At 65.3% G+C, this 15,511-nt stretch carries 18 protein-coding genes; 10 read left to right on the forward strand and 8 right to left on the reverse strand.

Annotation, left to right across the window (positions count from 1 at the left end; genetic code table 11):
- The first annotated feature begins 42 nt into the window (after positions 1–42).
- From WDN01_17550 to WDN01_17575, 6 genes are all read left to right on the forward strand, one after another.
- On the forward strand, positions 43–387 hold the full coding sequence (locus WDN01_17550) for an Hpt domain-containing protein (GenBank protein MEJ0027833.1): 345 nt from the start codon (positions 43–45) through the stop codon (positions 385–387).
- Positions 388–585: 198 nt separating this feature from the next.
- On the forward strand, positions 586–1,629 hold the full coding sequence (locus tag WDN01_17555; GenBank protein ID MEJ0027834.1) for an NAD(P)/FAD-dependent oxidoreductase: 1,044 nt from the start codon (positions 586–588) through the stop codon (positions 1,627–1,629).
- Positions 1,626–1,934 carry a 2Fe-2S iron-sulfur cluster-binding protein gene (locus WDN01_17560; GenBank protein MEJ0027835.1) on the forward strand — a complete coding sequence of 103 codons (309 nt, stop codon included), beginning with the start codon at positions 1,626–1,628 and terminating at the stop codon, positions 1,932–1,934. Before WDN01_17555 ends, WDN01_17560 begins: the two co-directional genes overlap by 4 nt.
- Positions 1,935–2,015: 81 nt before the next feature.
- Positions 2,016–2,243: an AbrB/MazE/SpoVT family DNA-binding domain-containing protein gene (locus tag WDN01_17565; GenBank protein MEJ0027836.1), complete on the forward strand. Its 228-nt coding sequence runs from the start codon at positions 2,016–2,018 to the stop codon at positions 2,241–2,243.
- Positions 2,240–2,626 (forward strand): type II toxin-antitoxin system death-on-curing family toxin, encoded by a 387-nt coding sequence (locus WDN01_17570; GenBank protein MEJ0027837.1) that lies wholly within the window; start codon positions 2,240–2,242, stop codon positions 2,624–2,626. The genes WDN01_17565 and WDN01_17570 overlap by 4 nt, the downstream gene beginning before the upstream one ends.
- Positions 2,627–2,784: 158 nt before the next feature.
- Complete coding sequence (locus WDN01_17575; protein MEJ0027838.1) at positions 2,785–4,605, forward strand: DUF885 family protein; 1,821 nt, start codon at positions 2,785–2,787, stop codon at positions 4,603–4,605.
- 4 nt (positions 4,606–4,609) lie between these two features.
- On the opposite strand, the gene WDN01_17580 is transcribed toward WDN01_17575, so the two are convergent.
- The 8 genes from WDN01_17580 to WDN01_17615 are packed head-to-tail and all read right to left on the reverse strand — an operon-like array spanning position 4,610 to position 10,405.
- Positions 4,610–5,605 (reverse strand): RICIN domain-containing protein, encoded by a 996-nt coding sequence (locus WDN01_17580; protein MEJ0027839.1) that lies wholly within the window; start codon positions 5,603–5,605, stop codon positions 4,610–4,612.
- A 33-nt stretch (positions 5,606–5,638) separates the two neighbouring features.
- Positions 5,639–6,265: a glutathione S-transferase family protein gene (locus WDN01_17585; protein ID MEJ0027840.1), complete on the reverse strand. Its 627-nt coding sequence runs from the start codon at positions 6,263–6,265 to the stop codon at positions 5,639–5,641.
- 60 nt (positions 6,266–6,325) lie between these two features.
- The gene (locus WDN01_17590; GenBank protein MEJ0027841.1) at positions 6,326–6,937 is read right to left on the reverse strand and encodes a GNAT family N-acetyltransferase; all 612 of its coding nucleotides are present in this window, start codon (positions 6,935–6,937) and stop codon (positions 6,326–6,328) included.
- 1 nt (position 6,938) lies between these two features.
- Positions 6,939–7,142 carry a molybdopterin-binding protein gene (locus tag WDN01_17595; GenBank protein MEJ0027842.1) on the reverse strand — a complete coding sequence of 68 codons (204 nt, stop codon included), beginning with the start codon at positions 7,140–7,142 and terminating at the stop codon, positions 6,939–6,941.
- On the reverse strand, positions 7,139–8,314 hold the full coding sequence (locus WDN01_17600) for a VWA domain-containing protein (protein ID MEJ0027843.1): 1,176 nt from the start codon (positions 8,312–8,314) through the stop codon (positions 7,139–7,141). Before WDN01_17600 ends, WDN01_17595 begins: the two co-directional genes overlap by 4 nt.
- A gap of 39 nt (positions 8,315–8,353) precedes the next feature.
- Positions 8,354–8,986 carry a hypothetical protein gene (locus WDN01_17605; protein MEJ0027844.1) on the reverse strand — a complete coding sequence of 211 codons (633 nt, stop codon included), beginning with the start codon at positions 8,984–8,986 and terminating at the stop codon, positions 8,354–8,356.
- 41 nt (positions 8,987–9,027) lie between these two features.
- Entirely contained in the window at positions 9,028–9,531 is a 504-nt protein-coding gene (locus tag WDN01_17610; protein ID MEJ0027845.1) for a hypothetical protein, read from the reverse strand.
- Positions 9,532–9,553: 22 nt separating this feature from the next.
- Positions 9,554–10,405 (reverse strand): MoxR family ATPase, encoded by an 852-nt coding sequence (locus WDN01_17615; GenBank protein ID MEJ0027846.1) that lies wholly within the window; start codon positions 10,403–10,405, stop codon positions 9,554–9,556.
- Between the two features lie 102 nt (positions 10,406–10,507).
- Here WDN01_17615 and WDN01_17620 point away from each other — a divergent pair, with 102 nt between their 5' ends.
- From WDN01_17620 to WDN01_17635, 4 genes are all read left to right on the forward strand, one after another.
- Positions 10,508–12,334 carry a tetratricopeptide repeat protein gene (locus tag WDN01_17620; protein ID MEJ0027847.1) on the forward strand — a complete coding sequence of 609 codons (1,827 nt, stop codon included), beginning with the start codon at positions 10,508–10,510 and terminating at the stop codon, positions 12,332–12,334.
- A gap of 29 nt (positions 12,335–12,363) precedes the next feature.
- A complete protein-coding gene (locus WDN01_17625) occupies positions 12,364–12,774 on the forward strand; it encodes a hypothetical protein (GenBank protein ID MEJ0027848.1) in 411 nt (136 codons plus the stop codon).
- A gap of 23 nt (positions 12,775–12,797) precedes the next feature.
- Positions 12,798–13,889 carry a hypothetical protein gene (locus tag WDN01_17630; GenBank protein MEJ0027849.1) on the forward strand — a complete coding sequence of 364 codons (1,092 nt, stop codon included), beginning with the start codon at positions 12,798–12,800 and terminating at the stop codon, positions 13,887–13,889.
- A 97-nt stretch (positions 13,890–13,986) separates the two neighbouring features.
- The gene (locus WDN01_17635; GenBank protein MEJ0027850.1) at positions 13,987–15,501 is read left to right on the forward strand and encodes a YifB family Mg chelatase-like AAA ATPase; all 1,515 of its coding nucleotides are present in this window, start codon (positions 13,987–13,989) and stop codon (positions 15,499–15,501) included.
- The last annotated feature ends 10 nt before the right edge of the window (positions 15,502–15,511 follow it).

A 15,511-nucleotide genomic window follows, 5' to 3' on the forward strand; every position in this document is an offset into this window, starting at 1 on the left:
CTGCCATGATGGCCCGTCGATCTCTTGAAGAGAGTTCAGCATATGGCCGGCGGCCAGGTTGTCGATCTGGAACATCTGGCGCGGTACACCGGCGGCGATCGCGCGATCAACGCCGAAGTGATGCGCCTGTTCGACGGCCAGGCGAACGAGCTCGTGGCCAGGCTGCAAAGCATCCTCGATGCGCGCGACGCGAAGTCCTGGAAGGAAGTCACCCACACGCTGAAGGGCGCGGCACGCGGCATCGGCGCTTTCGCGATGGGCGACGCGGCCGCCTGTTGCGAGCCGATCGATCTCGCCGACCGCCAGGGCGCTGCGGCCGCCATCGCCGTGCTCAAGACGCGGGCCGATGCGGTCCAGGCCTTCATCCGGGATTATCTCGCCGCCTGAGCGCGCGACGCCGCGCCGCCTGGACGGGATTTCCCATTTCAGGCAGACGCTTGACGCGCGACGACGTCACGCCCTTGGCGCCGCCAAGGCGCTGCGGCACAGTCGCCGCCCACTTGAAAGGGTTGTGGGCGGTGCCTTTTTTACATATGAGGGCCGCTAGTTTCCCATTTCATACATAGAGAGCCTGTGAAATAGCCCATGAGCACGCCTATCGAGACCGATATCGCCATTGTCGGAGCCGGCCCGATCGGCCTGTTCGCGGTGTTCGAGCTAGGCCTGCTCGATCTCAAGGCGCATCTGGTCGACATCCTCGACCGGCCGGGCGGGCAGTGCACCGAGCTCTATCCCGAGAAGCCGATCTACGACATTCCGGGCCTGCCCATCGTTACCGGTCAGGACCTGACCAACCGCCTGCTCGACCAGATCAAGCCGTTCGGCGCCCAGTTCCATTTCGGCGAGATGGCGTCGGCGCTCGAGAAACTGCCCGACGGAAGGTGGAAGCTCTCGACCGATGCCGGCACCGAGATTATCGCGCCCGTCGTGGTGATCGCGGCCGGCGGCGGCAGCTTCGTGCCGAAGCGCCCGCCGGTGCCGGGCATCGAGGCGTTCGAGAACAAGGGCGATGGCGTCGGCGTGCACTATGCCGTGCGCAAGATGGAGACCTTCAAGGGCAAGAACATCCTGATCGCGGGCGGCGGCGACAGCGCGCTCGACTGGACGATCAACCTAGCGCCCATCGCCAAGAGCCTGACCCTGGTGCATCACCGCGACGGCTTCCGCGCCGCGCAGCACAGCGTCAACCAGATGCGGGCGCTGGAGAAGGAGGGCAAGGTCAAATTCCACGTCGCCAGCGTGAAGTCGCTGCACGGCGACGGCGGCAAGCTTGCCGGCGTGACGCTCGCGGGCGCCGACAAGAAGGAATGGCTGCACGACGTCGATGCGTTCCTGCCGTTCTTCGGCCTGACCATCAAGCTCGGCCCCATCGCAGAGTTCGGCCTGAACCTGCATGAGAACCTCATTCCGGTGGACACGGCGAAGTTCGAAAGCTCCACGCACGGCATCTTCGCCATCGGCGACATCAACACCTATCCGGGCAAGCTCAAGCTGATCCTGTCGGGCTTCCACGAGGCGGCGCTGATGGCCCAGGCCGCGTTCCACATCGTCAAGCCGAACGAGAAGCTGCGCTTCCAGTACACGACCTCGTCGTCGAACCTCCAGAAGAAGCTGGGTGTCTCCGCATGAAGATCATCGCCACCGACCGCGTCGGCGCGACGCGCGAAATCGAAGGCCGCGACGGCTGGAGCGTGATGGAGATCCTGCGCGACGCCGGCCTGCCGATCGCGGCGGAGTGCGGCGGCGCCTGCGCCTGCGCCACCTGCCATGTCTATGTGACCGACGGCTGGTACGAGAAGCTCACGCCGCCCTCCGATGCCGAGATCGACATGCTGGACATGGCGCTGGCGGTCGAGCCGACTTCGCGCCTCTCCTGCCAGATCGTCTGTGCCGACGAGCTCGACGGGATCAAGGTGACCGTCGCGCCGGAATAGGCGGGTTCGACAAGCCGGCTTGCCATGGTTATACATTTGTTATAACGTGCCGTTCTAACATCCGTTGGAACGGAGACGGCTATGCACTACAAGCTCAAGCTCATCCAGATCGGCAATTCCGTCGGCGTCACGCTGCCGAAAGAGATGCTGGCCGCGATGAAGATCGACAAGGGCGACACCATCACGGTGACGCCCGCGCCGGACGGGTTTCGTCTCAGTCCCTATGATCCCGATACAAGCAGCCAGATGGAAGTCATGCGTCAGGTCATGAAGAAGCGGCGCAATGCGCTTCGCGAGCTCGCGAAATGACGGACTGGGTCTGGCTGGACCCGGATGCCCTGCTGGCCGCACATGACGAGCAGCTCGCCGAACATGGCGGGGCTTCGGGGATTCGCGATCCGGGAATGTTCGAATCGGCGTTGGCGCGGCCGCAAAATCTGGCGGCTTACGGCGAACCGGATGCGGCGGCCTTGGCCGCCGCCTATGCGTTCGGCATCGCCAAGAATCACGCCTTTATCGACGGCAACAAACGAACCGCCCTTGTCGCTCTGGAATCCTTTCTTGTGCTGAACGGCTTCGAACTCGCGGTCGACGACGGACAAGCCGTCATGGCGATTCTGTCCGTCGTGTCCGGCGCCTTCAGCGAGGACGAACTGGCGAGCTGGATCCGCAAGAACATCCAGCCGCGTTAGCCGGGACCCGTGGCGGAAGGAAGGCTGGCACCAAGCCGCTTCGCCGCCTAGTTTCAAACCCCGCCCGGCACGCAAACGTGACACGCCCGCGAGCATCGCCCCTTGCCGGGCGCAGGCCCGCTTCCTAGCTTCCAGCCGACGCCGAAGGAAACCGCAACATGCTGGATCGCCGTTCGCTGCTCAAATCGGGAGCGGCAAGCGCCGCCGCGCTGGCCCTGGCCCGGCCTGCCCTGGCCGCCGACGCGCCGTCCACGCAGTTGAACGCGCTGTTCGACGCTTTCGTCAACGAGAACCTCGACCTTTCGCCGACCGCCGCGACAGCACTGGGCGTCGATACCGGGGCGCGCAAGCACCAGAAGAGCGAGATCGACGAAGCCTCGCTCGCCGCCATCGTGCGCAACCAGACGCAAGCCGCCAACCAGCTGGCGCGCCTCTCGACCTTCGACCGCAATTCGGTGAGCGGCGAAGACCGGCAGAGCTACGACGTCGTGATCTTCGGCCTGCGCAATGCCGTCACCACCGATGCGCGCTACGCCTATGGCGGCGGCGGCGCGGGCTCGCCCTATCTGATCAACCAGATGAACGGCCTCTACAGCGCCATTCCCTCCTTCCTCGACAACCAGCACACGATCGAAACCAAGGACGACGCCGACGCCTATCTCGCGCGCCTGGAGCAGTTCGCGCTCCGCCTCGACGAGGAGGCGGAGGTCGTGCGCCACGACGTGGCGCTGGGCGTGGTGCCGCCCGATTTCTGCCTCGACAACACGATCAAGCAGATGACGGCGCTGCGCGGCCAGCCGGCGGACAGCGCGTCGATGACGATGTCGCTGGTGCGGCGCACCGGGGAAAAGAGCATCGCGGGCGATTGGGGCGCGCCGGCGGCGAAGATACTGTCCGACAAGGTCTATCCCGCGCTCGACCGCCAGATCGCGCTCGTGACCGATATGCGCAGACAGGCGACGCACGACGCAGGGGTGTGGAAGCTGCCCGACGGCGAGGCCTATTACCGCGACAGCGTCCTCACCTGGACCACGTCGGCGATGAGCCCGGCGGAGATCCACAAGACCGGCCTCGACATCATCAAGGATCACACCGCGCAGATCGACGCGATCATGAAGCAGTACGGCATGACCAAGGGCACGGTCGGCGCGCGGCTGCATGCGATGTACGCCGATCCGAAGATGATCTATCCGAACACCGACGCCGGCAAGCAGCAGCTTATCGCCGATCTGAACGTGAAGGTCGCCGCGGTCCGCGCCAGGCTGCCGGACTATTTCGGCGCGCTGCCCAAGGCCGAGGTGACGATCAGGCGGGTGCCGAAGGAGATCGAGGCGGGACAGGCCGGCGGCTATTACAATGCGCCGTCGCTGGACGGGAAGGTTCCGGGCATCTACTGGATCAACCTGCGCGACACCGCCGAGCAGCCGCGCTGGCTCCTGCCGACGCTCACCTATCACGAGGCGATTCCGGGGCATCATCTCCAGCTTTCGATCCAGCGCGAAGCCAAGATGCCGCTGATCCGCAAGCTCACCTATTTTTCGTCCTACATGGAAGGCTGGGCGCTCTATGCCGAACGGCTCGCCGACGAGATGGGGATGTACCGCGACGATCCCTTCGGTCGCATCGGATTCCTGCACGACGCGATGTTCCGCGCGGTGCGCCTGGTGGTCGATACCGGCATTCACAGCATGAAATGGAGCCGCGAGCAGGCGACCAAATTCTACGTCGACACGCTGGGCGACCAGGAAAGCGGCGCGATCACCGAGATCGACCGCTATTGCGTCATGCCGGGCCAGGCTTGCGGCTACATGCTGGGCAAGCTGACCTTCCTCGCCGCGCGCAAGAAGGCCCGCGCGGCGCTCGGCGCCCGGTTCGACATCAAGAGCTTCCACGACGCGATGCTGATCGGCGGCGCGGTGCCGCTGGCGATGCTCGATGCGATGACCGACCGCTACGTCGAATCGCGCAAATCGGCGTGAGCCGTCAGCCTATCGGCGACGAATTTTCGAGTTCCGCATAAATCCGATAGGGGCACATCGCCGTGAAGCTTCCCCCAACCTCGATGGTCTCGCTGCCGCCGTCCGGCGACACCCGGTTGAACGTCGCGGTATAGGACAGCGTCAGCTGGGCGCAGGCCTCCCGCGCGCCATAGGCCACGGCGGTCTTCGGCGGCACCGCGACGATGATCTGGAACGGCGTGTCGACGAACGACTGGGCGGACGCTCCATACTGCCAATCGCCCTCGACCAGCACGACAAGCCCATTCTCGTCCAGGGCAGGCCGGGGACCGTGATAGGGGATTTCGATGTCGGAGGAGCCGGCCACCGGGTGAAAACCGTAGGCGGTCGTCAGCCTTTGCACCGTGAAAATCGGCAGGTTGGCCTGCACGGATTCGTTGTTGAGCACGCCTATGTCATTGCCGGCGATCGGCGCCAGCGGATCGATGCGCGCCTTGGCCGTATCGAATGCGAGCGAGACCAGCTTGTAGCTGAACCTGTCCGCGCTCACCTGCGCCCATAATTCGTTGGGCGCACCATGGCTCCATTGCCAGGTCACGAGCCCCTGCCCCGGGGGATAGGGACCGTCCGTGGGGATGTTGATCTTCTGCTCCCAATCGACGGACGCGTTGATCGCGTTGTAATCGCCCGGAACCTGGTCGTCGCGCCAATGCGTGAACGGGCCGGTCTCGATCTGATCGAGCGGATAGAGCATGAGCGGCGTGCCGTTCTGCGGCGGATAGGCGCCGATGCAAAGATCGGCCGCCTTGTTGATCAGCGCATAGCTTCCGTCGGAGAGGGCCCGCCGCGTCCACAATTGCCGATCGTCGTCCGCCTGATACGCCGCCACGATCACCCGGCCGTCCGCCGCGGCGATGGCGAGCACGCCGCCCGCGGCGCTTGGCGCTTTGCTGAGGATGTAAAAGTGCGTGCCGGGCAGGGGAACGGCCGGGCGCCCCGGCCCGTCGGCTGTACGTGTCATGGCCTTCCTACCTCCGACCGATACTGCGATCGTCTAGCGGCTCATCAACGCGTACTCGCCACCTTTTTCGATGCCGCGTTTGTAGGCGGGACGCGCCTGCAGGCGCTCGCGATATTTCACCAGCGCGGGATAGGGCGCAAGCCGCGCCCCGGCCGCCTCCACGACGAAGATCAACTGGATGTCGGCGCCGGTCAGGTCGTTGCCCACGAAGAAGTCCTTGGTGCCGAGGCTGGCTTCCATATGGGAGAGGTTGTTGGCGATCTCGCTGTCGACGCGCGGCTTCAGCACCGCCGCGGCGTCGCCCAGCATCCCGGTATAAAGCGCCATCAGGAGCGGCAGCATCGCCGAACCCTCGGCATAGTGCATCCATTCGATGTAGCGCCAATAGTCGTCGGTCCCGGTGGCCGGCTTGAGGCGGCCCTTGCCGTAGGTGTCGATGAGATATTCGACGATGGCGCCCGATTCCGCGATCGTCGTCTTGCCATCGGTCATCACGGGCGACTTGCCGAGCGGATGCACGGCCTTGAGTTCCGGCGGCGCGAACGGCACCGGCGACATGCGCTGGTACTTCACGATCTCATACGGCGCGCCGAGTTCTTCGAGCAGCCACAGGATGCGCTGCGAGCGCGAATTGTTGAGATGGTGGACCGTTATCGTCATGGCGCTCTCCCGGATGTTTGGCCGCATCGGATCAGGTGTCCTGCGGGCCCGCAAGAGGCGTCAGCGCGCCTTGCGCCACATCGGCCAGATCGTGGGACCGTCCGGGATGTTGATCTCGCCGGTCACCTCGAAGCCGAAGCTGCGATAGATGGGGATGTTGGTGTCCTTGCTCGATTCCAGATAGCAGGGCAGGCCCGCCGCGTCGGCGGCCGCCAGGCGATCGCGCATGATGAGGCTGCCGAAGCCCTTGCCCTGCTTGTCCGGATCGGTGCCGATGACCTGCAGATACCAGTGCGGCTCCTTCGGATGGACTTTCTCCACGCGATCCAGCGTGGCTATCACATTGAAGACGCCGAACCCGAAGATGCCGAGCAGTTCCGGCGCGTTGACGACGTAGTCTTTGAGATGCACGTGCCAGCCGTTCGGCGGCCGCCACAGCGTCGCCGCTTCATAGCCGCCGGTGACGAAACAGGCGCCGTGCGGCAGGCCGAGCTTGAACATAAGCCGGAAGACGCGCGACAGGACCTTCGCGCGCGCCGCCGCGTCCGGCAGGAAGTGGGCCATCACCGGATCGTCGTGAAATGCGCGACCCAGCGTGGCGGACAGCGGTTCGGCGTCGGCCCAGACGGCGTTGCGGACCACCGCTCCTGCGCCGCGCGTCGCTTCGCCCACGCTACTTTCCGATCATGACGTCGGACGCTTTGATCACGGCATAGGCGTCGTCGCCGATCTTCAACCCGAGATCGTCCACCGCCTCGTTGGTGATGGAAGAGGTGACAACGGCGCCGCCGATATCGATTCGAACATGCGCCGTGGTGGTGCCTTTCTCGACCGCCACGATCCGGCCTTTGAGCTGGTTCCGGGCGCTCAGCTTCACCGGTTCAGCTCCCGCATCGCATTGTCGAGGCCGGCGAGCGTCAGGGGATACATGCGGCCGTTGAAAAGCTGGCTCATCAAGGCGATGGACGGGGTGTATTCCCAGTGCTTCTCGGCCACCGGATTGAGCCACACCGCGTGCTCGAACAGGTTCGTCACGCGGTCGAGCCAGACCGCGCCGGGCTCCTCGTTCCAGTGCTCGACGCTGCCGCCGGGATAGGTCACCTCATAGGGGCTCATCGTCGCGTCGCCGACGAAGATGATCTTGTAGTCCTTGGGATATTTGTGAAGCACGTCCCAGGTCGGGATCTTCTCATTGTGGCGCCGGCGATTGTCCTTCCACACATCCTCATAGAGGCAATTGTGGAAGTAGTAGAAATCCATGTGCTTGAACTCGGTCTTGGCCGCGCTGAAAAGCTCCTCGCAAAGCTTGATATGCGCATCCATCGAGCCGCCGATGTCGAAGAACAGCAGCACCTTGACCGTGTTGTGCCGCTCCGGCACCAGGCGCAGGTCGAGATAGCCCTTGTTGGCGGTATCGGTGATCGTGCCGGGCAGATCGAGCTCGGTCTCCGCCCCCTGGCGCGCCCATTTGCGCAAGCGGCGCAGCGCGACCTTGATGTTGCGGGTGCCGAGCTCGACCGAATCGTCGAGGTTCTTGTATTCGCGCTTGTCCCAGACCTTGACCGCCTTGCCGTGGCGCGACTTGTCCTGGCCGATGCGCACGCCCTCGGGATTGTAGCCGCTGTTGCCGTAGGGCGAGGTTCCGCCCGAGCCGATCATCTTGTTGCCCTTCTCATGGCGCTTCTTCTGCTCTTCGAGGCGCTGCTTAAGCGTCTCCATCAGCTTGTCCCAGCCGCCGAGCGCCTCGATCTGCTTTTTCTCGTCTTCGGAGAGGAATTTCTCGGTCAGCGCCTTCAGCCACTCCTCGGGAATCTGGGCGAGGACGGAGGCGTCGAGGCCTTCGAGGCCCTTGAAGACATGGCCGAACACGCGGTCGAACTTGTCGAGATTGCGCTCGTCCTTCACAAGCGTGGTGCGCGAGAGGTAATAGAACTCGTCGATCTTCATGTCGATCACGTCGTGATCGAGCGCGTCCATCAGCGCCAGATATTCCTTGAGCGTGACGGGAATCTTGGCGGCGCGGAGCTCGTCGAAGAACTGGAAGAACATGGGGACCTTCCGGGAAATGCGATAGCGGTTACGCGAAGTCTAGCGCGGGTTTTCCGGCGCGGCCAGCGGCGCCGGCTGGGCGGGAGCGGCCGAAGGCTGGCCCGGCGGCAATTTGGCGATATGCGCCAGCGCCTCGGCATAGACCGCGTCGAGGAAGCCCTGCTGGGCCGCATCGTCGCGCGGGGTGGCGAATTCGACCGTCGCCTCCAGCGCCCAATTGCCGACCGTCCCGCCGGAGAACAGGATGCGGTAGTGCAGCGTCTCCAGCGCTGCGGTCTCATAGGTGCGCTGATAGACCGAGATCGGCGTCTTGCCGCCGCCGAGCAGCAGGGTCTTCTCCCCGACCATCTTGCCGCCGATGCCTTCCTGCTCGGTGAATTCGGGCACCAGCGCGGTCTTGGGGTCATAGGCCGCCTTCAGCGGCGTCAGCGTGATCGTGCCATAGACACCGTCGCGCGCCGAATAGGCGCAGAAATCCGAGCCGATCGACGGGTCGCGCTCGCCGAAGGCGTCGCGCTCGAAATGGCCGATGAATTGCGGGCAGATGAAGCCCGAGGCGGCATGGATCTTGGCCTCGTCGGGCGCGTCCTTGAAGGCGTCGATATCGGTGGTCTGGGCCAGCGCGGGGCTGGCCAGAAGTAGTATAGCTAGAAAGGGGATAAGCCGGCGCATCCTGACAGCTTAAGCCCTGCGAGCGCCCACAGGAAGTGGCTCTAGTTGGCGGGGACCTTTGCCTCGAGCTCGTCCTTCAATGGGGAAAGCGGAAGAGTTGCATTGTCTTTGCCGTCGGGCAGGACCGTCCAACGGATAGCGTCGACGTCCGGAATTTGACCTCGGGCAACATCGAGGCGAAGCCACCGCATAGTCTTCTCGTCGATGAATTCGTAGTCGGCGATCCAATCGCCGACATTTGGATGACGCGGAAAGCCGAAGCCGTGGCAGCTTAAAATTCGTTCTGGAAGCACTTCGGAAAATTCACGGGATGTATTCTCCATAAGCCAGCCGCATAGAGCTTTGGCGTTGGGTTCGCTGTGATGCACGCATTCGGCCGTTCCGAGAATGCCAGACGGCTTCCAGAGAAACACGACGGAACGTGGTGCTTGCGTCACGCCGCTTGGGAATGGCGCCCGGTCGAATGCGTCGAGACGATTGCAAATTTCATCGTCGTCCACCGGAGCCCCGAAGACTGCTTTCGGGATGATCAGAAGAGCGGCCATAACCACTGCCGCGCGCCGCATGCTAATTCCGGCTCTCCCGCCGCGCCAGGAAAGCCAGGCGCTCGAACAGGTGGACGTCCTGTTCGTTCTTCAGCAGCGCGCCGTGCAGCGGCGGGATCAGCTTGGTCGGGTCCTTTTCCTTCAGCGCCTCCGGCGGGATGTCCTCGTTCAGCAGGAGCTTCAGCCAGTCGAGCAATTCGCTGGTCGACGGCTTCTTCTTGAGACCGGGCACGTCGCGGATCTGGTAGAAGACGTTCAGCGCCTCGCTCACCAGCTTCTGCTTGATGTTGGGATAATGCACGTCGACGATCTTCTGCATCGTCTCGCGCTCGGGGAATTTGATGTAGTGAAAGAAGCAGCGTCGCAGGAAGGCGTCCGGCAGTTCCTTCTCGTTGTTCGAGGTGATGAGGATGATCGGGCGCACCGCCGCCTTGATCGTCTCGCCGGTCTCGTAGACGAAGAACTCCATGCGGTCGAGTTCGAGCAGAAGGTCGTTGGGAAATTCGATGTCGGCCTTGTCGATCTCGTCGATCAGGAGCACCGGGCGGCCCTTCATCTCGAAGGCTTCCCACAGCTTGCCCTTGCGGATGTAGTTCTTGACGTCCTTCACCCGCTCCTCGCCAAGCTGGCTGTCACGCAGGCGCGTCACCGCGTCGTATTCGTAGAGGCCCTGGATCGCCTTGGTGGTCGACTTCACATGCCAGGTGATCAGGGGCGACTTCAGCGCGCCGGCGACCTGGAAGGCGAGTTCCGTCTTGCCGGTGCCCGGTTCGCCCTTGATCAGGAGCGGGCGTTCCAGCGTAATGGCGGCGTTGACGGCGATCTTCAGATCGTCCGTCGCGACATAGCGGTCGGTACCTTCGAAACGGGCCATGATGCTCTCTCGGATAGATAATAGCGTGGCCGAAAGCGTAGGTGGCGGCGGGAACATGCGCAAGGGCGCGTCCTTCGGGCGCTTTGCCGCGAAACGGTCGTCATGAGCGGACAAGGCCAGATCGCCGGGCCGATCGCGCAGGCGATCAACCTGATCCGGCAGCATCAATGGGGATCGGCCGAGCGGGTGCTGAGCCAAGTGCTGTCGGTGCGGCCGCTGGAGCCGGACGGGCTGCAGCTCATGGGCCTGGTCCGCGCCAATCAGAGCCGGCTTTCCGATGCGGAAGCGCTCTATCGCCGCTCGCTGGCGCTGCGGCCCAAACAGCCCAACGTGCTCATCAATCTCGGCCGGCTGCTCGCCGGAACGGGGCGCGCGGACGAGGGCAGCGCGATGCTGCGCGCGGCGGCGCGCGCCGATCCGGGCAACCCCGATCCCTTGCTCGTGCTGGGCCAGATCCAGCACGGCCTGGGCGATCTCGTCTTCGCGGAGAAGAATTTCCGCGCGGCCTTGAAGCTGGAACCCGACAACATCACCGCGCTTTTGAGTTTCGGCGCGCTGCTCAACGATCTCGAACGCCCGAAGGAAGCCGAGGCGCTTCTGCGCTTGGCGCTCGCGCTTCCGTCGCCGCCGGCCATGCGGGCCGCGCTGGAGCACAATCTCGGCGTCGCCTTGAAGCTGCAAGGCCGGCACGGCGAGGCGCTGACGCAGTTCGATGCCGCGCTCGCCCGCGCGCCCGAGCTGCCGCAGGTCGAGGCCAATCGCGCCGGCGTGCTGTCGCATCTGGGGCGCCAGGAGGAGGCGATCGCGGGCTATCGCCGCGTCCTCGCGCGCGATCCCGGCCACCTCGCCGCGCACCGGGAATTGAACGCCCTGCTCTATCGCACGGGGCGCGACGGGGAGTTCCTGAAATCCTATGACGAAGCCGTGGCGCGCATGCCGATCCCGGCGGCGCTCCTGACGGCCAAGGGCGGCTTCCTGGCGCGCACCGAGCGTTTCGAGGAGGCCCGCGAATGCTTCGAACGCGCCGCCATGTCGGAGCCGCAGAACCCGGCCGTGCAGAACGGCCTGGCGCTGGCCTTCGCCGGCCTGAGGCAATTCGAGCCCGCTATCGCGGCCTATGAAAAGTCGCTGGCGCTGAAACCCGGCGACGTGCCGACGCAGGTCAATCTCGCCGGCACGCTCCTGCGCGTCGGCGATGTCGCGCGGGCACTGACGCTCACCGAAGATGCCGTTGCGCGGCAGCCGCACGATCAGGCGGCCCTGGCGATGCACGAGCTTGCGCTCCGGCTCAACCACGATCCCCGCGCCGATGTTCTGGCCGACTATGAGCGTCACGTGCAGGTCTTCGATCTCGATCCGCCGGACGGCTTCGCCGACACGGCCGCGTTCAACGCGGCGCTGAACGCCCATCTCGACACGCTGCACGGCGATGCGCGCGAGCATATCGACCAGACGCTGCGGCGCGGCACGCAGACGATGGCGCCCCTGTTCGACGGCGACAATGCCCTGATCTCGGCCTTGCGGGCGCGGATCGAAGATGCCGTCGCCGCCTATATCGCCCGGATGGACGACGACGAGACCCATCCGCTCCGTTCGCGGCGCGGGAACGGATTTCGCTTCACGGGCTCGTGGTCGTCGCGGCTTCGCGATGCCGGCTTCCACACCAACCACATCCATCCCAAGGGCTGGATCAGCTCCTGCTATTACGTTGCGGTGCCGGATGCGGTGGAGGACCAGACGGCCCGTCAGGGCTGGATCAAATTCGGCGAGCCGTCCTTCAAAACGGCGCTCAACCAGCCGATCCGGCGCGCGATCAAGCCGGCGGCCGGACGGCTTGTCTTGTTCCCCTCCTATATATGGCACGGCACGGTGCCGTTCCGCTCGGCGACGGAGCGCACCACCATCGCGTTCGACGCGATTCCCGTCTAGATTGCCGCCGTTTCAAGCGGGGGGTGCGCATGAACGGGATGCTGGTCGCGGCCGCGTTCGGCGCGGGTACGGTGGCGACCTTCACCGACTGGCTGTTCATGGGCGTGCTGTTCCACGACGCCTACAACAGATTTCCCGAAGTCTGGCGGCCCGGCATCCGCGAAGGGACGGAGCGCAGGGCGATCATCTGGTCGAGCATCATCGGCTATGTGATGAGCGGCGCGATCGTCGCGCTCTGCGCCGTTGCCGGCGCGCATGGGATCGTCGCCGGACTTGAGATCGCGGTCCTGGCCTGGCTTGCCGGTCCCGTCGCGATCCTCGCGATCAACGGCTTCTTCATCAAGATCGACGGCAAAGTCACCTTTGCCCATTGCCTGGGCTGGCTCGCGCGCATGGCGCTGGCCGGCGCGGCGGCAGGTTATGTTCTGGCGATGCCTTGAATCGTTCAAGACCGGAGGGTCCGATGACCAGGTTCGGTGTGCGTTTCGCATTGGCCGTTTCTCTGTTTGCCACCGCCGCGTCCGCGGCGCCGCCGGACAGGATGGCGTGGGACGTGTTCGTCCGGATGACGGCGCCCGCGAACATCCGCGGCATCAAGGCCGTCGCCTTCGAGACCTGGGCCTCCGACGACGACATCTATTCCGGCAAGCCGCCGAAATGGCCGGCGCCGGGCGCCAAGCGGCTGACCCGCAGCCTTGCGGCCGTCTCCGAACGCAGGGCCGTTCACGGCACGCCGTCGGCGGATTGCCAGCCGAAGGACGGCAAGGCCGGGAATTTCCCGCCCGGCGCCTGCATCGGCGAGCAGGTCCAGCACAATCGTCCGGTCTTTCGATATATCGTCGCCAACGATCTGTATTCGACCGCGGGTCTCGTCGCGGCTTACGGCGCGGCGGAGCCGATCGATTTCCCCAGGGACTCGATCGTCGTGAAGGCCGATTGGGTGATGATCGCCGACCTCCTGCGCTGGCTGCCGCGCGCCTACAAGACCGCCGCGGACGTCCGCCGCGCCTATTACACGAACACCGCGACGATGAACGGCCGCACCGGCGAATACGCCCTGGTCGGGATGTCGGTGCAGAGCAAGGCCCTGCCGCAATGGCTCTGGATGACGTTCGAGCATCGCAGCAATCCCGGGCGCTGCGACATCGTCGGCTGCCATGACGGTTTCGGCGCGCTCGTCGCCCATGTCCCGTCGCGGCCGGCGCCGAACGCCGACTATGGGCTTTGCCTCAAGACGCTCGCGCTGGTGAAGGTTTTCGCCAGCCGCCACATCGATCCGGTATGGACCAATTACTGTCTCAAAGGCACGCAAGTCGCCGTCGTCGTCGGCCGGCGGCCGACCGTCCTTGCCAATTCGGTGATCGAGCGGATGAACAAGGGCGTGCCGGTGCCCGACACGTCCTGCATCACCTGTCATGCCTATGCGGCGTTCGACGCGCAGGGGACGCCGAACTACGCGATCTTGCCGCGGCATCCGGTCGGCCGGGTAGACCCGGCCCTGCTGCAAGGCTTCAAGACTCACGACTATCTCTGGAGCCTCCTGGCGGCGCATTGATCGCGGCGCTTTGGCGGGCTTAGATGGCGCCGCAACGCCGCGTTGCATGTCGTGTTGCGGCCCCTCCCGAAACATCGCCCTAAGGGGCCGGCCCGCCATGACGGTTGCACACGTCTATACCGTTGCGTTCCAGGGGATCGAGGCGCGCGAGGTGGACGTGCAGGTCCATATCGGCACCGGCACGCAGGGACATTTCAACATCGTCGGCCTCGGCGACAAGGCGGTGGCCGAAAGCAAGGAGCGGGTGCGTGCGGCGCTGTCGGCCATCGGCTTGGCGCTGCCCTATCAGCGGATCACGGTGAACCTCGCGCCGGCCGACCTGCCGAAGGAAGGAAGCCATTACGACCTTCCCATCGCGCTCGGCCTGCTCGCCGCCATGGGCGTGCTGCCGGCGAGCGAACTCGCGAACTATGTCGCCCTAGGGGAGCTGTCGCTCGATGGGCAGGTCACCACGGTTGCCGGCGTGTTGCCCGCGGCGCTCGCCGCCAGCAGCCAGCATCGCGGCCTGATCTGCCCGGCCGCCTGCGGCGCCGAAGCCGCCTGGGCGGGAGAGCTCGAGATCGTCGCGGCGCCCTCGGTGATCGCGCTGGTCAATCACATGAAGGGCCACCAGGTCTTGAATCGGCCCGTCGCGAAACTCGCCGACGACACGCGCAGCGTTCCCGATTTGCGCGACGTGAAAGGCCAGGAGACCGCCAAGCGCGCCATCGAGATCGTCGCCGCCGGCGGCCACAATCTCCTGATGATCGGTCCGCCGGGCGCGGGCAAATCGATGCTGGCGCAGAGACTGCCCGGGCTGCTTCCGCCGCTCGATGCGCGCGAGGCGCTCGAACTCTCCATGGTGCAGAGCCTGGCCGGCGAATTGCCGGGCGGCGCGATCTCGCGGGTCCGCCCGTTCCGCAATCCGCATCACTCCGCCTCGATGGCGGCGCTGACCGGCGGCGGCTTGCGCGTCAAGCCGGGCGAGGTGAGCCTTGCCCATCTCGGCGTGCTGTTCCTCGACGAATTGCCGGAATTCCAGCGCGGCGTGCTCGATTCCCTGCGCCAGCCGGTCGAGACCGGCGAGGCGGTGGTGGCGCGCGCCAATGCGCATGTCCGTTTCCCGGCGCGGTTCCAGCTGATCGCGGCGATGAACCCCTGCCGTTGCGGCTATCTGAGCGATCCGGCGCAGGCCTGCGGAAAGGCGCCGAAATGCGCGGTCGACTACCAGGCGCGGATTTCCGGTCCCCTGTTCGACCGCATCGACGTGCATGTCGAGGTCGCAAGCGTCTCGGCCGCCGATCTCACCCTGCCGCCGCCGGCGGAAGGCAGCGCCGACGTCGCGCGGCGGGTGGCACGGGCCCGCGATGTCCAGCGCGCCCGCTATGCGGGGCGAAACCTGCGCACCAATGCCGAAGCCGAAGGGGAATTGCTGGAACAGGTTGCGACTCCGGAGCCGCCGGGACAGCGCCTGCTGACGGAGGCGGCGGAGGCGATGAAGCTGACGGCGCGCGGCTATCACCGCGTGCTGCGCGTGGCCCGTACCATCGCCGACCTCGCCGGCGCGGAGCGGGTCGGCCGGCCGCATATCGCCGAAGCGCTGTCCTACCGGCGAATCCGGCATTTGGGCTGACGGAACGATC

Origin of the sequence: Rhizomicrobium sp. (assembly GCA_037200985.1) — a bacterium.
Taxonomy (GTDB): domain Bacteria; phylum Pseudomonadota; class Alphaproteobacteria; order Micropepsales; family Micropepsaceae; genus Rhizomicrobium.